The following is an 18,358-nucleotide window of genomic DNA, read 5'->3' as shown; positions in this document are numbered from 1 at the left end:
ATTTAAAATAATCACAGTGCCGCTTACAAAGGAGACCTTGTGCACAAGGAAGAACTGTACACACTGCCGCGTAAAGAAGACGCATCCAAACAGATTGTCGAGCGTGGGGATGCAATAACCGACGTCGCCGATCGACTAGGTGCCTGTCCCCACAACTCTATATCATTGAAAGGCTCTACCCAGCCCAAGTCGCGTTATTCAAACTTATACGCGGATTTTCAACTACGCAATAATCTCCGCTAAATTACCTTTTTCTTCCAGCCAGGCTTTGCGGTCTGAGGCGCGTTTTTTTGCGAGCAACATATCCATGATTTGCATTGTGTCGTCGCCGTCTTCAATGCGCAGCTGTACCAAGCGACGAGTATCGCGGGCCATAGTGGTTTCTCGCAGCTGTAGCGGGTTCATCTCACCCAAACCTTTAAAGCGCTGGACGTTTACCTTGCCTTTTTTGTTTTCGGCTTCAATGCGCTCAAGCACGCCAGCCTTTTCGCTATCGTCCAGTGCGTAGTAAACGTCTTTACCCACATCAATGCGATACAAAGGCGGCATCGCGACATACACATGCCCCTGGGCGACTAACGGCCGAAAGTGGCGAACAAATAAAGCGCACAACAAGGTGGCGATGTGTAAGCCATCGGAGTCAGCATCGGCGAGAATACAAATTTTGTTATAGCGCAGCCCCTCTAGCGATTCGGTTGCCGGATCGATACCCAGCGCCACAGAAATATCGTGTACTTCTTGGCTGGCCAAAATTTGCCCCGAATCCACCTCCCACGTGTTTAAGATTTTTCCGCGCAGCGGCATGATGGCCTGATACTCGCGATCGCGCGCCTGCTTGGCCGAGCCGCCAGCCGAATCGCCCTCTACTAAAAACAACTCACTGGTAAATGGATCATTGTTAGAACAATCGGCTAATTTACCCGGCAAGGCAGGCCCTTGGGTGATTTTTTTTCGCGCAACTTTTTTACTAGAGCGCACACGCTTTTGCGCATTGTTAATGCACAGCTCGGCAAGCTTGTCGCCCTCTTCGGTGTGCTGGTTAAGCCACAGTGCAAAAGCGTCTTTTGCCACACCCGAGACAAACGCCGCTGCTTCGCGCGAGCTTAAACGCTCTTTGGTTTGACCGGAAAATTGTGGGTCGGCCAGCTTGGATGACAACACATAACAGCACTGGCTCCAGACATCTTCGGGGGCAAGCTTGACGCCCCGCGGCACTAAGTTGCGAAACTCACAATAATCGCGCAACGCATCCAATAAGCCGGTGCGCAAGCCGTTAACGTGGGTGCCGCCCTGAGCGGTGGGAATAAGGTTTACGTAGCTTTCTTGGGTAAGCTCGCCACCCTCGGGCAACCATTGTACGGCCCAATTGACGCCTTCGGTTTTACCCGAAAACTCGCCAACAAAAGGGGCCTCGGGTAAAACTTCCCACCCTTGAGTGTTGCCGCGCAAGTAATCTTTTAGACCATCTTCGTAAAACCAAGTGTCTTTTTCGCCCGAGGTTTCATCTTTAAAGGTAACGGTTAACCCTGGGCACAATACCGCTTTGGCTCGCAGCACATGACGCAACTTGCTCACCGAGAACTTATTGCTGTCAAAGTACGAGGCGTTGGGCCAAAAGTGCGCGCTGGTACCGGTGTTGCGTTTGCCGCAGGTGTCGATCACTTCTAGATCGGATATTTTTTCACCATCGGCAAACACAATGCGATGCACTTGTGCATCGCGCCGGATAGTGACCTCAAGCCGCTCGGATAGCGCATTGACCACCGACACACCCACCCCGTGCAAACCGCCCGAGAACTGGTAGTTTTTGTTAGAGAACTTACCCCCGGCGTGCAACGTCGAGAGAATGACCTCGACCCCCGGCTTGCCTTGCTCGGGGTGAATATCCACCGGCATACCACGACCGTCGTCGGAGACGGTAATAGATTGGTCTTTGTGTAAAATAACATCGATTTGCTTGGCGTGCCCGGCCAGTGCTTCATCGACGCTGTTGTCGATGATCTCTTGTGCCAGATGATTGGGCCGCGTGGTATCGGTGTACATGCCGGGGCGTTTTTTAACCGGATCTAGCCCCGTGAGAACTTCAATATCTTCTGCAGAATAATTAGCCATAAAGTGTCTTTTATGTGTAACGCGCCGTTAACTGTTATAGGAGGTAGCCGGCTTGTCGCCGGCGGGTATCGCTTACCGCGCAGCGGAGAAAGCGCGAAAAAATTCAATAATATCGGCGATGTGGTGTTCAAAGCCAACAAAGCTGTGATCGCCTTCGGGTTCAACCAATTGTCGGCACTCACGGTATTTTTCGACCGCTTGACGATAGTCTAATGTTTCATCGCCCGTTTGCACCATCAGCCAATAATTGTGCGGTCGTTTTATTGGGGTGCAATCAACCGCTTTAATTTCATCTATATGGGCGGCACCCAGCCGGTAGCTATCATCGGTGTGATAGGAGGCGAGGTCAACTCCCAAATACTCTGGCATAAAATCCCAGGGCCTTACCGAGGGATTGATAATTACAGCCGGCACACCGTAGTGCTCGACCAACCATGTGGCCCAAAAGCCACCCAGCGAACTGCCGATAACCCACACAGGTTCCGGCTGCAAAAACTCCAGTAAAGCATCCAGCTCGCGACGGGTTTGTGCCGGGTAGGGCGTCAGGTGTGGACAGTGAAAACTCAACTCGGGTGCGTTTTGTGCAATCCAGCTCTTTAACCGTTGCGCTTTGTGCGAACCGGGTGAGCTTAAAAAACCGTGCAGGTAGACAACTGCGGGCATATTACCGTGTCCTGTTCAAAGGCCGGCAACTAGGGTGAGGTTAGTAACCGGCCGAGCGATAATCGATACGATAGTCTTTATCGGTGACGCGCGATACACCGGTCTCTAATCGGCCATCGGGGTACAAATCAAACCAGCGATACCCCGGCATGGAGGTATCCACGGTAAAGTCGTCACACTCGGGTTTAAATTGTACACAAGTGGACGGGGTGGCAAACAGTGCTTGCTGGCCACGGGTTAGCTCGAACGCCTGGTGAACATGCCCCCAGCTAATCGCTTTTACCTGCGGGTGTTGGTCGATAATGGCAAAAAAGGCGTCGTGGTTACGCACTTGGTATTGGTCGATCCAGTCACTGCCCACCTGGACCGGCTGGTGATGCAGCATGACCAAGGTTGGCACTGCCGTGTGGCTCGCGAGGGTTTGCTGTAAAAATGCCAGCTCGTCGTCGCTCAAGGCGCCGTGTACATGATCGGCAACACTGGAGTCGAGTAGCACCAGCAACCAATCACCCACCCTCATAGTGCGCATGGCCGGCAGGTGTGGATGGCGAAGCTGCTGCATCACCGAGGTGATGTCATGATTGCCCGGCAACCACCCGAGCGGGCAGTCAAAGTAGTCGCGCATGGTATCGATGTAACGCAAATAACAACTGGGCTCTGGGTTGCTGGCGACATCACCAGTACACACCACCGCATCAACCGCGCGCTGCTCGGCCTCGATCAGCACCAGCACATCGGCCAAGCTTTGATCGGTATTGAGTCCCAGCAACGTCTCGCCGTCGGCGGGACCAAGATGAGTATCGGTAATTTGAATAAGCCGGGCGGGAGTGCCAGGAGCTTTATCGGGTGATGCTGTCGGCACCATAGCGTTCGCAAATCCTTCAATCGGGACCATCCATCGTATCGCCAATAACGATAAACGCTTATGGCAACGCGCGCCAGCCCCCAAAGGGCACCATCTGGGCAAAGTTTGATCGCGAACCCACTTTTTAAAGGATTTTTATCGGTTTCGATGGAAAATTTAGGTGCCAAAGTGGAAATTGAGGCGACACAGCAAAGATTGCCGACGGCCCGTTAAGCAGAAAAGACTATTTAACCAACAGCGAAATATCGTGCAGTGAATGACCATGCTGCAAACAATGCGTCAGCCACTCCCCAAAAAAGCGATTAAACTGAGCTTTCTCGTCCGCTTGATACATGTCTCGGTTGGGGTAGCTGTAGCGCACCTGTAAACGGCGGTGCCCCTCCCAGGCCAACACCTCCGCCAACTGCGCATCGTGATACAAACGCACAGTCAACTGCGGCAGCTGCAACCAACTGCTATCGCGCTCGTCTTGGCGCGCCACTCGCACCGTGGTGGTGTAGCGCATCCGCTCTGTCACTTCAATGCGCATTTCCCAGCTTTTGCCGGCACGTTCTACGGCAAACTGCCACGCATCGCGCACTGCCAATTCGGGGGTAAGCTTGCTCAGCAATAGATAGTTGGCTTCGCACTGAGCCATCTGCAGCGGAAAGTTAACTTTGTAACGATCTTTTTTTAGGGGTTGCTTCATTCGCTACCCACCTGCTCTAGCGCCGCTGCGCGCAAATGCTCGCGATTTAACTGTAGCCACTGCAAACCAATTAACGCCGCAGGGTTGTTACAACGCCCCGTATAAAGCTCGGCAAACACATCCGCCGCCGCCAACACGTGTACTTTGATGTCCTCGTGCTCTTCCGGCAGCCCAAAAACACCACCCACACCCGTTAGGTCGCACAACCCGCAGTACAGGTGCAGTTTTTCATCACAACCACCAGGGCTGGCTAAGTAGTTACCTATGTAACTCAACTCGACTTGCTCGATGCCGGCCTCCTCGACGAGCTCGCGCTTTGCGACATCCAGCGGCGTCTCCCCAGGCTCGACCATACCTGCCACCACCTCGAGGCACCAGGGGCCCTGCGGTTCATCAAGCGCCCCTACGCGAAACTGCTCAACCAACGCCACTTCATCGCGCGCGGGGTCGTACAACACCACCCCCACCGCCTCACCGCGATATAAAATCTCGCGCCGCATCGGCTCTGACCACTCACGGGTGCGAAACAAACGGTGACGCAACTGCACCGCCTCGGCGTGAAAAAAACCGCGATACAGCTCTTGCCGATCGATCACCTCGACATCATTGCGGGCAAAAACCGGCGCGGCGCCCTTAGGCTCCGCGCGGCTCTCGGTGTGTTGCTCAGTATTGTGCTGCTGGGTCATTTACCTCGTCCGGTTTACACTTTGTGATACAGCTCCGAGCCCGACTCGCGAAACTCGCGGGCCTTGGCCTTCATCTCGGCCTCGACGTCGATCATACGCACTACCTCTTCACCGTCGTCCAATACCGGTGTAGATCCTTCTTGAGCGGCGTATTCCCGCACTTCTTGGGAGATTTTCATGGAGCAGAATTTAGGGCCACACATGGAGCAAAAGTGCGCCACCTTGGCCGAATCCTTGGGCAGGGTTTCATCATGATAAGCCCGAGCGGTGTCGGGGTCCAACCCCAAATTAAACTGATCGTCCCAGCGAAATTCAAAGCGCGCCTTTGATAGCGCGTCATCCCTGAGCTGCGCGCCCGGATGGCCTTTGGCCAAGTCGGCCGCGTGGGCGGCGATCTTATAGGTAATGATACCCTCTTTAACGTCCGCTTTGTTGGGCAGCCCTAAATGCTCTTTGGGCGTTACATAACAGAGCATGGCGCAACCGTACCAGCCAATCATGGCCGCGCCAATACCCGAGGTGATGTGATCGTAGCCAGGGGCGATGTCGGTAGTAAGCGGCCCCAACGTATAAAACGGCGCTTCGTCGCAGCACTCTAACTGCTTTTCCATGTTCTCTTTGATCATATGCATGGGCACGTGGCCGGGGCCTTCGATCATTACCTGAACATCGTGCTGCCAGGCGATTTTGGTCAGCTCGCCCAAGGTTTCCAATTCGCCAAACTGGGCTTCATCGTTGGCATCGGCGATCGAGCCGGGGCGCAAACCGTCACCCAGTGAGAAGGACACATCGTAGGCTTTCATGATCTCGCAAATATCTTCAAAGTGCGTGTACAGAAAGCTCTCTTGGTGATGCGCCAAGCACCACTTAGCCATAATCGAGCCACCGCGACTGACGATGCCGGTCACCCGCTTGGCGGTCATGGGCACGTAGCGCAGCAAGACGCCGGCGTGGATAGTGAAGTAATCCACGCCCTGTTCGGCCTGTTCAATCAAGGTATCGCGAAAGATCTCCCAGGTGAGGTCTTCGGCCACGCCATCGACTTTTTCCAACGCCTGATAAATCGGCACGGTACCGATAGGCACGTGAGAGTTACGAATGATCCACTCGCGGGTTTCGTGAATATTCTTACCCGTCGATAAATCCATAATGGTATCGGCACCCCAGCGGGTGCCCCAGGTAAGTTTTTCCACCTCTTCTTCAATCGAGCTGGTTACCGCCGAGTTACCGATATTGCCGTTAATTTTGACCAAGAAGTTGCGGCCGATAATCATCGGCTCTAATTCCGGATGGTTAATATTGGCGGGGATAATCGCCCGACCACGGGCCACCTCATCGCGCACAAACTCGGGAGTGATCTCCTCCGGGATGGCCGCCCCAAAGTCGTTACCTTTGTGCTGCTTACCCAAAATGCCCTGCTCGCGAGCCTGCGCCAACGCCATGTTCTCGCGGATGGCGATGTACTCCATCTCGGGGGTAATGATGCCTTGGCGGGCGTAGTGCATCTGGCTGACATTGGCGCCTGCTTTGGCGCGACGCGGTTGCCGCACATGTTTAAAACGCAAATGTTTTAACGAATCATCGCCGCTGCGCTCGCGAGTAAACTCTGAGCAAGTCCCGGCCAGTAGCTCGGTATCGTCCCGCTCAAGAATCCACTCGTGGCGGATGTCACTGATACCAGCGCGCACATCCACCCGCGCCGCCGGGTCAGTATAGGGACCGGAGGTGTCGTACACCCGCACCGGTGGGTTCTTCTCACCGCCAAAGTCGGTGCCGGTATCGTCTAAGCTAATCTCCCGCATGGGCACCCGAATATCGGCGCGCGAGCCCTGTACATAAATTTTCTCCGAGCGCGGAAACGGCTGTATGGATGCATTATCAACCTCGGCGCGCTCGCTCAGTGCGATAGCATTATTATCATTGCGGTTACTCATGGCTAACCTCGTAGGCAGTGTGAAAGAAAAAGTGATGAACAGGACCGGCGCCAGCGCCTACGGCAACTTTATCGGCGTGACACAGGGCTTGGTATAAATAGGATTTGGCGTGGCGGGCGGCAAGCTCGGCGCTATCGCCCAAAGCCAGACGCGCGCAAGCGGCGGCGGCCAAGGTGCAACCGGTGCCGTGGGTGTTGTGAGTAGCAACTCGGGGCGCGCGCAACAGCTGGCAACCGCGAGAATCGCAGTAAACGTCCACCGCATCAGCGGATGGCAGGTGGCCACCTTTAAGCAGCACCGCGCGGGGGCCGAATGCCAGTAGCGATTTAGCCTGCAGCAACATCTGGTCAACATCGGTCGCGACATCGGCGCCCAGTAACACCGCAGCCTCGGGAAGATTAGGAGTCAGCAAATGTGCCAGTGGCAGTAAGGTATCGCGCAGCGCACTGACGGCCGAGGCGGGCAACAGCCGGTCACCACTGGTGGCCACCATTACCGGGTCCACCACCAGTGGCGCGGACACATCGCGCAGTGCGACCACCACAGCTCTAATAGCAGCGGCATCGGCCAGCATGCCCGTTTTGATCGCGGCGACCGGCAAATCGCTCAACACTGATTGCACCTGCGCGGCTAAAAACTCCGCCGACACCGGCATAACACCCTGCACCCCGAGCGTGTTTTGCGCCGTAAGGGCACTCACCGCAGATGCGCCGTAAACACCGTGGGCAGCAAAGGTTTTTAAGTCGGCCTGAATCCCAGCGCCACCGCCACTGTCGCTGCCGGCAATAGTGAGCGCGGTGGGCGTTACTCGGGCTTTAAGGGGGGTGTCGGGCATTGTAGGCTCCACGGGGTAATCGCAGGAGTAGAGCCGTTAAAGTCGACACGCAAACACACCGCCAGGCAATGATTGCTCAACGCTTGCGCGACATCAGCACCGAGCGGTGCCAGAGATACAATAGATGTGACTTTCATCGTAGACGTGCTCTCGTTCCCTACGCCGGTACTAACCGGATCAGGTCGACGGGACTCTCTCAGCGATTTCGCTTACGCAAAATTGCACCCCGACAAGAAAGATTCGCAGTCTAGAGAAGTCGCACGGGCCTGTAAAGCGGTGGTTTTTACGGTTTTTTACCCACCCAAGACAAAATGAACGACTATTCATCTGTACCTTAAGCAGACAAACCGCTAAACTCAGGCCTGAAATAACGCGTACAACATCGGCTTTGCCCGACACTGCATCCAACGCAGCCGTTGGCGCGTCACACTAAGACCTGCTAACAACATTGGCGCTGCTCTTTGCAGACAGCCGTTTTCAGGTTGCGGAAAATGTGGCAGACCACTCGCTCTTTTTACGGACGCATGACGAACTGGAAGACCAAATGAAGAAGACGAAACGCTATCTCTTAGCCGCCCTGATCGCTTGCAGTGGCAGCGCCCAGGCAAACTCCATTCTCGAAATTTACGAAATGGCCGTGGAAAACGACCCTCAACTTAAGGCCGATTACGCCGCCTATCAGGCTGGGCTCGAAAACCGCACCATCAATCGCGCCGCGCTGTTGCCGCAAATCAGCGCCAGCGGCAGCTACACAATCTCGGACAACGAAACCGTGTACAACGCCCGCGACGGTCAGCAACTTCCCGGCAACGAGCTGGATGTAGACGGCGAGCAAACCAGCTGGGGCCTAAACCTGAGCCAAGCGCTGATCGACATGAACGCCTGGTACACCTACAAACAAGGCTCCGCCCTGAGCGAGCAAGCCGTTGCCCAGTACTCTTCTGATGAGCAAAGCTTGATTGTCCGTGTCGCCGAGGCTTACTTCAACGTGTTACGCGCCGTTGATAATTTGCAAGCAAACATCGCTGAAGAAAAAGCCCTTGAGCAACAGTTAGAGCAAACCAAGCAGCGCTTTGAAGTGGGCTTAACACCGATTACTGACGTGCACGACGCGCAGGCCGCCTACGACAGCGCCACCGCGGCGACACTGGAAGGCCGTGGCCAGTTAGGTATTAGCTATGAAGCGCTAGAAGTACTGACCGGACGCACGCACGACGCCATCGCCCCACTGGATGAAGACTTCCCGGTGGTTGCGCCACAACCAGCCGACCGTCACTCGTGGGTTGAGTTTGCCCTAGAGAACAACTTTTCTCTAAAAGCCGCCGGCCAAGGCGCCGTTGCCGCCGAGCGCCGCGCATCAGCCGCTAAAGCTAACCACTACCCCACTCTAAGCGCACAAGCGGGCTACACCGACACCGACACCGAGAACAAAACCGGCGCCGATGCATTAGTGGATGATTACGAGCGAGAAGGCTACTCAGCGAGTTTAGAATTACGAGTTCCGCTGTTTAGTGGTTTGCGCACCTCGGGTGTGCGCCGCCAAGCCTACGCGCAGTCAATGCAAGCGCGCGAAGAGTTCAACCTGCTACAGCGTAACGTTATTCAAGACACTCGCTCGCTACACTTAGCGGTAGAGACTGGCGTGGCTCGGGTAAAAGCGCGCTATCAAGCCATTATTTCTAACCAAAGTGCGGTAAAAGCCACCCAGTCGGGTTTTGAGGTGGGCACCCGTAACTTAGTAGAAGTGTTATTGGCGCAGCGCTCGCTCTATCAAGCCCAACGCGATTACTCCAACGCGCTGTACGATTACATCATCCAGAACACTCGCCTACGTCAAGCGGCCGGCATGCTGACACCCGCCGACGTAGAACGCATTGACGATTTCTTAAAGCAAAATGAAATGGTGCGTCGTAGCGATTACGGGCTTTAACTAGATACGGGGTACGGCAGGGTGAGACGCTAGATGAGCGAGTCCACCTATTAGCCGTTCCCCGTTCCCCGCCGACTTTTTACTAAAGCAACTTTTCAATCACTTCTCGGGTACGTGCTAACGCGCCGCGATTTTCCTCGGCCACCTCTTGCGCCTTAGCGCCGGTCAGTGATCGCAGGTCTTCATCCTCGGCCAAACGCTGCACCGCAGTGGCCATTTGCTGCGCACTTTCGACAATCTCCAGCGCCCCAGCCTCGCGCAATAAACGCGATACCTCGGCAAAGTTATACAAGCTCGGCCCACTGATTAACGGCTGCCCCCACGCTGCTGCCTCGATAAAGTTGTGACCGCCGACGTCCACCAGAGAGCCACCCATAAACACGATGTCGGCGGCGCCAAACATCAACTGCTGCTCGCCCATGGTATCGCCCAGCAGAATATCAGTCGCTAAACTTGGCGCCTCTCCTGCACTGCGGCGGACGAGGCTAAAACCTGATTTTTCACACAAGCTCGCGACCGCATCAAACCGTTCGGGGTGGCGCGGTATCAACACCAACAACAGCTGCTCGGGCTGTAAACCTTGGTCGCGCAGCTGGCGCAGCGCTTGCAAAACAACCTCATCTTCGCCGCTGTGAGTACTGGCGGCAATCCATACCAGCCGCGGACCACTGTTGGACCATTCGTTTTTTAATCGCACTGCCAGCTCTTGCTGCTCATCGTCAAAATCAATATCAAATTTAATATTACCGGTGACGGTCAGCCGGGTATCGGCTAAGCCCAGCTCGATAAAGCGTTCAGCATCCGCACGGTGCTGCACCGCGGCGGCGCTTAAGCGCGACAACATTGCCCGCGTCAGCCCGCTGATACGCCGATACCCTCGGGCCGAGCGCTCCGACAAGCGCGCGTTAATCAGCACTGTGGGCACCCCGTGGGCCTTACACGCTGCCAAGGTGTTGGGCCACAGCTCGGTTTCCATAATAATTAACAGGTCGGGGTCGACGATTTTAATAAAGCGGCGCAAGGCGCCGGGAAGATCGTAGGGCATGTAAAAGTGATGCACTTTGCCCCCCAGGGTTTGCTCAATACGCTCGGAGCCAGTCAAGGTCATGCAGGTGACAATTAACTCGGAATCCTGTCGCGTTATTAGCTCACGAATAAGCGGCAAGGCGCCCAGAAACTCGCCCACCGACACCGTGTGTATCCAAATTCGCGTGCGCTTGCCGGTTATAGGCGCGACATAGCCAAAGCGTTCGTGCAAACGTTTTAAGTGGCCGCGATTGTGCCGCGCACGCCACAGCACGCGCAAAAGGACAAAAGGCAAAAGCAGGTAAAAAATGATGCAGTAGAGTGCGCGCATGTATCTAATGGCCAAGGCTGAAGACAAAGGACCATCAGGATAGCGAGGCCGGCGGCCAAGATAAAGGCCGCCGTAATGATTTTAAATTGAAAGGGGCTGTATCAGCCCCGCATACAACCTACAGCGAGCCAACTCGCAAAGCGCTAAAGACGTCATTAAAGCTGTGGGCCACCGGTTCGATATCCAGGTGGCGCCCTAAACGATGAGAGATCTCATCGGCACTGACCAAGCCGCAAATACGCTCTTCATCGTCCAGCACCAGCAAGAACCGCTGGCCTTCAAACTCCAGCGCTTCAATCAGATCAGAGATCGTGGCTTTGGCCAGCACACCACGGTTGATCCCCTGCAGCCGCACCGTGGGTGTCATGATGTCTTTTACGGTTAAGTCAGCCCGGGCAACGCCCATGGCCGATGCGGTGGCAAGCACCTTGACGCTGTCGATGTCACGCAAGCTGACAATCCCACGAAACTGGTTGTTACGATCCACAATCAGCTTAATTTTAGCGTGGGTAATACGCATTAAATACGCGGCATCATCAACGCTAACACCCTGGTCAAGCACCATAGGCTGGCGGCTATCAAAATCCAGAAACACTTTATCAGCAGGGCTGGATAGCTTGATCTCGGGCGACTCGACATTACTTAATGTCAGGCTGTGGTTTAAGCGGGATAACGCAATACTAGGTACGGGTTTCATCATAATCTCCTTTGCCACAAGCACTGCTAGCTGCGGCAAGTTACAAACATTTTAGAAAGAGGGTTTCTTTAGATGTTTGCGGAGACAGGGGGCGCGCGCGGCGCAAAAGCGTGAGCAACGGTAACCGCCGGAGCGCGTACCGCCTGAGGCTGAAGAGCGAGCGCCGGTACCGTAACGACAGCAGGACCGCTTGCCGTAAAGGCATCGTGATCTGGGTTGTCGGAACCATCGGCAGGATTAGCGTCGATCGCACTAAGGTCAACCACAAATTGCGAAAAGACCGCGTGGTTGTCATCTGTCTTAGTTTGATGGCCTGCCGATACAACCGCAATCAACAACAACGGCAAGCACAACCAACGCGCTGCCCGGGTTAGGGCGACGGTAGCGGCGGTGCTGACAGTATGAATGCGGGCGATGTTCATCAGGTTTGCTAAATCTCGCGGTTGTAAGCCAAAAAAGCAACAAGCCTTTTTGTGCTCTTACCTTGTATATAAGGGCACATGATAAACAAAACAAGCCCTTTATAAAAACTTTACTTTTCTTGCGCTTTTGGCCACTACCAATCCATACGCTCACGGATAAAAGCGGTCAGCTTAGCCGCGTTAGCTTGGTGATGAACAACCCGCGGGTGCTGACCATAGCCAGTAAACGGAAAAACGATGGTTGCCAGTTGCGCTTTGGGGTGATCGCGCCGATAGTTTTCCACTGCCGATTGAATATAGCCCGGCCAAGGAGAGTCGGCTTGTGTGGCATCCATACTGCCCAGCGCACCAATCAACAGAGCTTTGGGGTAACGTTTGTGAATGCGATCGATAAAATCATAGTAAGCCTGAACCCGTTCGGCGTCAGTCGGCACCGGGTCGAGGCGCTTGTCCACCAGCCAGCTATCGTTTTGCAATAGGTTAATCACCACGACCTGCGGCGTCCAACGGCTAAAATCCCACACACTGTCGTTATCACCCACGGCGCTGAGCTGGTCGTAAAAATCTGGCATCGTGAAGTCAAACCAGCTCACCATTATGCCGATACCACTTTGCGAGATGCTGCGATAGTCGGCCCCCAAAGCCCGGGCGGTGATAGCCCCATACGACATAAAACTGTTTTTATCGAGCAGCCGGCCATCCTCGCCGTTAAGCGGGGCCATAGCGCCCATACCGCTGGTAATCGAGTCGCCGTAGATCTCCAGCCGTCGTTGCGGCAACTTAGACGCGGGCAACAACTTAGCGCCCTCGTTAAAATTTAACCCCAAAAAGCGGGTAGCGCCCTCCTCGCCCTCGGTGCGCTTTACCAGCGTTAAGGTATGATCGCCCGCGGCAAGATCATCAATCACCTCGTACCTGTGCTGACCTTTGTGCAACCCCAAAACAATGGGTCGCTTCCAGTCACCATCGATAAAAGCGCTGTAATAGTTTTTACCCAGCTCATCATCCAGCGTTACCGCCACCGACTCGCCGTGAAAGTTAACGTCGATACGAGTTGCCGGCCAGCTGAAAACTGGCGCAGCCGGATCGCTAAAATCGATCCGGCCGCGATAACTGATGGCCTCACTGCTCGGTGACACCTCCAGCGCCTGCACCGATACCGCGCACAAGAGCCACACCCCGAACACCAAATATTGCCGAGCCACTGTGATCATCACTTTGTCCTAATCCGGTTATATGGCCGGTTATTGTACGGCGCCCACCGCAAGCCGTTAAGAGGCGCGCCCGCACTATTGATCAGTTTCTTTGTGAACAATGGTTACCACCCGCCCCGACGGCAAGCTAATTCGCGTCACACGAATGCCCGCATCCTGCGCCAAGGGCGCCACCGCGTTATCATCTGCACCGGTTTTTTTCTTGCGACCGGCCCAAAATGCCTGCCACCTGTGTAATAAGCCCACAGCAAAACACTCCATGTTGTGGCCACAACACGAGCGCGAAACTTAAGGGTAAATGAAGGGGGAACACTTAAGGCCGCGATCGGTGCGCGGCCTGTATTATTTTCAGATAAATCCAGACAGCTGCGAACACCGGACAACACTCGCATGCATTGCGAAGCAACGCGCGGTAAATAGCCACTGGCTATTAAATATGTTGGTAAATGTGTTCATGGGTATCATCGCAACCGTTAATGCTTTACTAAATAAGTCGCCAAAACTAGAAACTTTATTAGTCACTTTTAATTTATCGAGTGCAGCCAACTAAACGTTCGCTGGCTGCGCAAAATTGTACACCGAACACCCAAACTGGACAACAGGCAATCAGGTGTAAAGTTTGAGGGCTAACGCTGCCAGCACCATTACCGCCCCAAGCGCCACAGGCCACATTAACTGTGGGTGACGCAAGCGCCACAGACGCTTTGTCTGCTGAGCGCCCGTTAGCTTTTGCGCGGCCTTTAAGCGCGGATACACCCAACGCTGTAACGCTTGCTCATCCCAAAAGCGCATTTGCGGGTTACCCAACGCAACCGCCACACCCTCGGCAAAAATAAACTGCGGGCTGTAGGCTAAATCTGTACCGCGCGCAATGGTTCGCGCGCCCTTGGCCGACACTAGCACCAACGACTCGCCGATCACGCCCAGCTTAGCACCGGCAATACTCGCCAACAGTTGCGTCGCCATAACACCCGCCATCGCCATAAACGCGGCGGTGCCGACACTTACCCAAACAATAGATGGCATGCTAATAAGGCTCCGATAATTCACCCCCAAGATAACCAGCATGGCGGCCGCCATCACCCAACAGGAACGAGCCAGCCACCAGTGATACCATTTGATGCGACTGGCGATCCACATAATATCTCGCTGCCCGGTAGGCTCAATCTCTCCCGCGCTCGACATATCTACCGCCGACTCGCCCAATGTTTTAAGCCGCCGCCGGGTTTGGTCTTTCTCCAAGATCCAAGCGGCCGCAAAGCCGCCGAACAATACACAGCCAAATAATCCTATTGCCAGCCACTCAAAACGGCGCAAATAATGTTTGTCGTGCCGCACTTGCGCGCTTAAACGTGCCAACGTGGGCGACTCAACACGCTCCGTCACACCGGTTTTGGGCTCGACTTTCAGCAATATCGGTTCGGCAAAATCGTTTACCCAAAGATGCTTGCTCCAGCTATAAATAGCCAGCGGATCGGTAAGTCCGGACAACACCAACGCCGTTAGCGGCTCCCCCGCCCACGAATACAATTGCAGGCGCCCTTCCGCCATAGCGCTATTGCCAATCAAAACCCACATCCCATCACCATCGGCTGCCAATTGATGGGGCCAGCGATACTCGCCGTTTAAACGTGCCGTAAAAGCCTGTCGCTCGCGACCAAATTGATCTGTAGCCGTAGCAACCCGCACCACCCGGTGATGATTGGTATCCGCCAGCCACACATCGCCTTTGTGCCATAGCAACTGATTGGGAAACCTAAAGTCGCGATCATTTTTGGCAAGCTCACGCCCCTCGGGACTGAGTTTGTAGAGGGCATGGCTGGCGGTATCAGCCAGGTAAATAATATCGCTTGCCGGCTCAAGTAATAACCGAAAACTACGTGCCGGGTACTGCTCGCTCTGCGCCAACGGCTGACACCGCTCAAGCGCTAATTCACAGCGATAGAAGCCGTCTTCACTGCTGGCACCGGAGGTTCGCGTTGATCGCAAACGCAAAAATGCGGCAAGGTTATCCCAAAACGATAAACGCTCAGCACGGTGATACAGCAAAAGATCACCATCGGAAAAAAAACCAAAGTCACCCACTGGGACAATATCGAGCTCAGCCAAATCAATAGCGGCTTGCTCGCGTCCAGCGGCATCGAGCCAAACAATATGCGAACCAAAATTAACCGCCAGTTGCTGGCCATCCTCGTGCATAAAACCGTAACCCGGTAATTGCGCACGCTTGGCACCGACCCACAGATACAACCCAAGCGCCAAGACAGAAAATGCCACAATCATCACAGCGGCAAATCGTGATCGTCCTTTCATCCCTATTCCTTGTTATTTGTTGTTTTTGTGCAAACCGTTAGTTTTTAACAACGTTTTTTAAATTATAAGGAAACCTGCTAACAGGGGGCAAACCCCGACAGGAACCGATATACTAGCCGCCATTGAAAATCCCCAATATTACCGCAGCGGTTGCCCACAACGAGTGAGTTATGAATAACGCGAGTGCCCCCCCAGCCAGTAATGACAGCTTTATGTTCGACGCTATTATTATTGGCGGCGGCATTGCCGGCTTATGGACTCTCGATCGTCTGCGTAGCGCAGGCTATAACGTGGCACTGCTCACCGACCGGCCCCTAGGTGAAGGCCAAACCCTCGCCTCGCAAGGGATGATTCACGGCGGCATTAAGTACACCTTAAGCGGCGCACTCAACCAAGCCTCTGAGACAATTGCCGATATGCCCGAGTACTGGCGCCAATGTTTACAGGGCACGGGCGATGTCGACTTAACCCACACCAACTGCCTCAGCGACCACTTTTACATGTGGTCTAACTCTACCATGGGTAAGCTCACTGGCTTTTTTGCCAGCCGCGCGGTGCGCGGGCGGGTTGATAAAGTGCCCGCCAGCGAGCGCCCGGCGCTACTGCAAAATTCGCAGTTTAAAGGCAGCTTGTATCGCTTGGTCGACCGGGTGTTGGATGTGCCCTCGCTATTGGCTAACCTGGCGGCTAACAACCAAGGCTATATTTTTCAGCTGGATCAGATCGCCCACCGGCTACACAAAGATACCGCCAACAACGCCTATCTATGCCTAGACAATAACGACAAGCCCACCACCGTGCGCGCCAAACGTTGGATTTTTACCGCCGGCAAAGGCAACGCCGAATTATTAAGCGCGCTCGGCTGCCAACAGCCGGCCATGCAACTGCGCCCGCTACAACAACTGGTGGTGCGCCACCGCCACCCTTACCCGTTTTTTGGCCACTGCTTGGGGGCGGACAAAACCCCGCGCTTAACCATTAGCACTCACCCCACCACTAGCGATGACACCGTGTGGTACTTAGGCGGCTCGCTGGCCGAGAAAGGCGCAAACATGAGCGCCGCTGAACTTATCGCCGCCGGCAAAAAAGAGCTGGCCGAGCTATTCCCTTGGCTGGATTTTGCTGACGCCGATTTCTCGACGCTGCCCATTGCACGCGCCGAGCCCCGGCAAAAAGATTTTGCCCGGCCCGACAACGCCTTTGCCCAGCCGGCCGCCAATATTGCCAATGTTCTGGTAGGCTGGCCCACAAAGCTGACACTGGCACCTAACTTGGCCAACCAAATTTTAGCGCAACTGCCTGAGCCCGATGCGGCGATTGCCAGCAATGCGGCCCTAAACCATTTAGCGCAACGGCTACCCGCGCCCGTTATTGCCCCACTGCCCTGGGAGGCCAAACATGACTAAAGCTATACCAGCCACCTCGTTTGCCTCGCGCTCACTCGGTGCCACCGGCATCGCCATTAGCGCTGTGGGCTTAGGCACAGTCAAACTCGGGCGCAACCAAGGGGTTAAGTACCCCAGCGGCTTCGAGCTGCCCAGCGACACCGAAGCCCATGCCCTTATTAACCGCGCCCGGGAGCTGGGGATTAACCTAATCGATACCGCCCCCGCCTATGGCACCAGCGAAGAGCGCCTGGGCCCGTTGCTTGCCGGCCAGCGCGATGACTGGGTGATTTGCTCTAAAGTTGGCGAGGAATTTAACGCGGGGGTTAGCCATTTTGACTTTTCCGCTGCGCACACGCGCCTGAGCATTGAGCGCAGCTTAAAGCGGTTGAACACCGACCGTATCGACATCGTGCTGGTCCACTCCGACGGCAACGACGTGGATATTATCGAGAACACCGAGGTGTTTTCAGTGCTGCAGCAGTTTAAGCGCGAAGGCAAGATCCGCGCTTTTGGCATGTCCACCAAAACCGTGGCCGGCGGCCTACTGGCGGCGCGCGAATCCGATTGCGTGATGGCCACCTACAACCCGGCCCACCTCGATGAACAACCAGTGCTGGACGAATGTCTGCGGCTGGGGCGTGGCACGCTGCTTAAAAAAGCCCTCGCCAGCGGCCATTTGTGCCAAACTGGCGACCATAGCAACCCGGTGCGCGCCAGCTTAGAGTTTGCCTTTGCCCACCCAGGCGTAAGCGCCGCCATTATTGGCACCATTAACCCCGCACATCTGGATGACAACGTACAACAAGCCCGCGCAGCGCTGGCTGCACTGGCAGGAGAACGATCATGAGCAACAGCCACGAGCCGGCCTGGCTCGACGACGTAAAGTGGGACGCCCAAGGCCTAGTGCCGGCCATCGCCCAAGATCACCAAACTGGCCGCATCCTGATGATGGCCTGGATGGACCGCGAGGCACTGGCGCTGACCGCCCGGCAATACACTGCGGTATACTACTCGCGCTCGCGCCAACGCTTATGGCCCAAGGGCGAAAGCTCTGGTCACGTACAAAAAGTGCACGAGATCCGGCTCGACTGCGATGCCGATGTTATTGTCCTAAGCGTGGAACAACTCGGCGGCATCGCCTGTCATACCGGCCGCGAGAGTTGCTTTTATCGCGTATTAAAAGATGACCAGTGGCGCAGTGTTGAGCCTGTCATTAAAGACCCCAAAGATATTTACGGCTAAGGGCCTCGCCCG

General features: G+C 55.1%; 18 protein-coding genes and 1 riboswitch. Of the genes, 4 read left to right on the top strand and 14 right to left on the bottom strand.

What is annotated here, in order from left to right:
* Positions 1–222 precede the first annotated feature (222 nt).
* The 8 genes from parE to ACGHAD_RS02220 all read right to left on the bottom strand — a co-directional run bounded on the left by parE (position 223) and on the right by ACGHAD_RS02220 (position 7,920).
* Complete coding sequence (gene parE / locus ACGHAD_RS02255) at positions 223–2,112, bottom strand: DNA topoisomerase IV subunit B (RefSeq protein WP_382416936.1); 1,890 nt, start codon at positions 2,110–2,112, stop codon at positions 223–225.
* A gap of 72 nt (positions 2,113–2,184) precedes the next feature.
* On the bottom strand, positions 2,185–2,775 hold the full coding sequence (locus tag ACGHAD_RS02250) for a YqiA/YcfP family alpha/beta fold hydrolase (RefSeq protein WP_339618182.1): 591 nt from the start codon (positions 2,773–2,775) through the stop codon (positions 2,185–2,187).
* A gap of 40 nt (positions 2,776–2,815) precedes the next feature.
* Complete coding sequence (cpdA, locus tag ACGHAD_RS02245; protein ID WP_339618181.1) at positions 2,816–3,640, bottom strand: 3',5'-cyclic-AMP phosphodiesterase; 825 nt, start codon at positions 3,638–3,640, stop codon at positions 2,816–2,818.
* Between the two features lie 223 nt (positions 3,641–3,863).
* Complete coding sequence (locus tag ACGHAD_RS02240; protein ID WP_382416933.1) at positions 3,864–4,328, bottom strand: DUF1249 domain-containing protein; 465 nt, start codon at positions 4,326–4,328, stop codon at positions 3,864–3,866.
* The gene (locus tag ACGHAD_RS02235; RefSeq protein WP_382416931.1) at positions 4,325–5,014 is read right to left on the bottom strand and encodes an NUDIX domain-containing protein; all 690 of its coding nucleotides are present in this window, start codon (positions 5,012–5,014) and stop codon (positions 4,325–4,327) included. The genes ACGHAD_RS02240 and ACGHAD_RS02235 overlap by 4 nt, the downstream gene beginning before the upstream one ends.
* A 14-nt stretch (positions 5,015–5,028) precedes the next feature.
* The gene (gene thiC / locus ACGHAD_RS02230) at positions 5,029–6,948 is read right to left on the bottom strand and encodes a phosphomethylpyrimidine synthase ThiC (protein ID WP_382416929.1); all 1,920 of its coding nucleotides are present in this window, start codon (positions 6,946–6,948) and stop codon (positions 5,029–5,031) included.
* Positions 6,941–7,783 carry a bifunctional hydroxymethylpyrimidine kinase/phosphomethylpyrimidine kinase gene (gene thiD, locus ACGHAD_RS02225; RefSeq protein WP_382416927.1) on the bottom strand — a complete coding sequence of 281 codons (843 nt, stop codon included), beginning with the start codon at positions 7,781–7,783 and terminating at the stop codon, positions 6,941–6,943. Before thiD ends, thiC begins: the two co-directional genes overlap by 8 nt.
* Positions 7,753–7,920: a hypothetical protein gene (locus ACGHAD_RS02220; RefSeq protein WP_382416925.1), complete on the bottom strand. Its 168-nt coding sequence runs from the start codon at positions 7,918–7,920 to the stop codon at positions 7,753–7,755. The genes thiD and ACGHAD_RS02220 overlap by 31 nt, the downstream gene beginning before the upstream one ends.
* Positions 7,921–8,022, bottom strand: a riboswitch (TPP riboswitch). It lies immediately after the preceding gene.
* Between the two features lie 305 nt (positions 8,023–8,327).
* Here ACGHAD_RS02220 and ACGHAD_RS02215 point away from each other — a divergent pair.
* Positions 8,328–9,713, top strand: a complete 1,386-nt coding sequence (locus ACGHAD_RS02215) for a TolC family outer membrane protein (protein WP_339617995.1) — start codon at positions 8,328–8,330, stop codon at positions 9,711–9,713.
* A gap of 82 nt (positions 9,714–9,795) precedes the next feature.
* Here ACGHAD_RS02215 and waaA read toward each other — a convergent pair whose 3' ends face one another.
* From waaA to ACGHAD_RS02185, 6 genes are all read right to left on the bottom strand, one after another.
* A complete protein-coding gene (waaA, locus tag ACGHAD_RS02210; RefSeq protein WP_382416923.1) occupies positions 9,796–11,070 on the bottom strand; it encodes a lipid IV(A) 3-deoxy-D-manno-octulosonic acid transferase in 1,275 nt (424 codons plus the stop codon).
* Between the two features lie 118 nt (positions 11,071–11,188).
* Positions 11,189–11,767 (bottom strand): CBS domain-containing protein, encoded by a 579-nt coding sequence (locus ACGHAD_RS02205; protein ID WP_339617993.1) that lies wholly within the window; start codon positions 11,765–11,767, stop codon positions 11,189–11,191.
* Positions 11,768–11,835: 68 nt separating this feature from the next.
* The gene (locus ACGHAD_RS02200; protein ID WP_339617992.1) at positions 11,836–12,189 is read right to left on the bottom strand and encodes a hypothetical protein; all 354 of its coding nucleotides are present in this window, start codon (positions 12,187–12,189) and stop codon (positions 11,836–11,838) included.
* A 134-nt stretch (positions 12,190–12,323) separates the two neighbouring features.
* Positions 12,324–13,403: an electron transporter RnfD gene (locus ACGHAD_RS02195; RefSeq protein WP_382416920.1), complete on the bottom strand. Its 1,080-nt coding sequence runs from the start codon at positions 13,401–13,403 to the stop codon at positions 12,324–12,326.
* A 75-nt stretch (positions 13,404–13,478) separates the two neighbouring features.
* A complete protein-coding gene (locus tag ACGHAD_RS02190) occupies positions 13,479–13,649 on the bottom strand; it encodes a hypothetical protein (protein ID WP_382416918.1) in 171 nt (56 codons plus the stop codon).
* 360 nt (positions 13,650–14,009) lie between these two features.
* On the bottom strand, positions 14,010–15,716 hold the full coding sequence (locus tag ACGHAD_RS02185; RefSeq protein ID WP_382416916.1) for a hypothetical protein: 1,707 nt from the start codon (positions 15,714–15,716) through the stop codon (positions 14,010–14,012).
* Positions 15,717–15,886: 170 nt separating this feature from the next.
* On the opposite strand from ACGHAD_RS02185, the gene ACGHAD_RS02180 reads away from it, so the two are divergent.
* Genes ACGHAD_RS02180 through hisI form a run of 3 tightly spaced genes read left to right on the top strand, consistent with a single transcriptional unit; the run spans position 15,887 to position 18,346 of the window.
* On the top strand, positions 15,887–17,122 hold the full coding sequence (locus ACGHAD_RS02180; RefSeq protein ID WP_382416914.1) for an FAD-dependent oxidoreductase: 1,236 nt from the start codon (positions 15,887–15,889) through the stop codon (positions 17,120–17,122).
* Entirely contained in the window at positions 17,115–17,951 is an 837-nt protein-coding gene (locus tag ACGHAD_RS02175) for an aldo/keto reductase (RefSeq protein WP_339617987.1), read from the top strand. Before ACGHAD_RS02180 ends, ACGHAD_RS02175 begins: the two co-directional genes overlap by 8 nt.
* Positions 17,948–18,346: a phosphoribosyl-AMP cyclohydrolase gene (hisI, locus tag ACGHAD_RS02170; protein WP_382416911.1), complete on the top strand. Its 399-nt coding sequence runs from the start codon at positions 17,948–17,950 to the stop codon at positions 18,344–18,346. The genes ACGHAD_RS02175 and hisI overlap by 4 nt, the downstream gene beginning before the upstream one ends.
* Positions 18,347–18,358 lie beyond the last annotated feature (12 nt).

It is taken from the genome of Gilvimarinus japonicus (assembly GCF_042847215.1).
Lineage (GTDB): Bacteria > Pseudomonadota > Gammaproteobacteria > Pseudomonadales > Cellvibrionaceae > Gilvimarinus > Gilvimarinus japonicus.
This window is presented reverse-complemented; position numbering and strand designations above follow the sequence as displayed.

Coding starts and splice junctions, on each gene's coding strand:
- parE (WP_382416936.1), bottom strand. CDS start 2,112: ATGGCTAATTATTCTGCAGAAGATATTGAAGTTCTCACGGGGCTAGAT.
- ACGHAD_RS02250 (WP_339618182.1), bottom strand. CDS start 2,775: ATGCCCGCAGTTGTCTACCTGCACGGTTTTTTAAGCTCACCCGGTTCG.
- cpdA (WP_339618181.1), bottom strand. CDS start 3,640: ATGGTGCCGACAGCATCACCCGATAAAGCTCCTGGCACTCCCGCCCGG.
- ACGHAD_RS02240 (WP_382416933.1), bottom strand. CDS start 4,328: ATGAAGCAACCCCTAAAAAAAGATCGTTACAAAGTTAACTTTCCGCTG.
- ACGHAD_RS02235 (WP_382416931.1), bottom strand. CDS start 5,014: ATGACCCAGCAGCACAATACTGAGCAACACACCGAGAGCCGCGCGGAG.
- thiC (WP_382416929.1), bottom strand. CDS start 6,948: ATGAGTAACCGCAATGATAATAATGCTATCGCACTGAGCGAGCGCGCC.
- thiD (WP_382416927.1), bottom strand. CDS start 7,783: ATGCCCGACACCCCCCTTAAAGCCCGAGTAACGCCCACCGCGCTCACT.
- ACGHAD_RS02220 (WP_382416925.1), bottom strand. CDS start 7,920: ATGAAAGTCACATCTATTGTATCTCTGGCACCGCTCGGTGCTGATGTC.
- ACGHAD_RS02215 (WP_339617995.1), top strand. CDS start 8,328: ATGAAGAAGACGAAACGCTATCTCTTAGCCGCCCTGATCGCTTGCAGT.
- waaA (WP_382416923.1), bottom strand. CDS start 11,070: ATGCGCGCACTCTACTGCATCATTTTTTACCTGCTTTTGCCTTTTGTC.
- ACGHAD_RS02205 (WP_339617993.1), bottom strand. CDS start 11,767: ATGAAACCCGTACCTAGTATTGCGTTATCCCGCTTAAACCACAGCCTG.
- ACGHAD_RS02200 (WP_339617992.1), bottom strand. CDS start 12,189: ATGAACATCGCCCGCATTCATACTGTCAGCACCGCCGCTACCGTCGCC.
- ACGHAD_RS02195 (WP_382416920.1), bottom strand. CDS start 13,403: ATGATCACAGTGGCTCGGCAATATTTGGTGTTCGGGGTGTGGCTCTTG.
- ACGHAD_RS02185 (WP_382416916.1), bottom strand. CDS start 15,716: ATGAAAGGACGATCACGATTTGCCGCTGTGATGATTGTGGCATTTTCT.
- ACGHAD_RS02180 (WP_382416914.1), top strand. CDS start 15,887: ATGAATAACGCGAGTGCCCCCCCAGCCAGTAATGACAGCTTTATGTTC.
- ACGHAD_RS02175 (WP_339617987.1), top strand. CDS start 17,115: ATGACTAAAGCTATACCAGCCACCTCGTTTGCCTCGCGCTCACTCGGT.
- hisI (WP_382416911.1), top strand. CDS start 17,948: ATGAGCAACAGCCACGAGCCGGCCTGGCTCGACGACGTAAAGTGGGAC.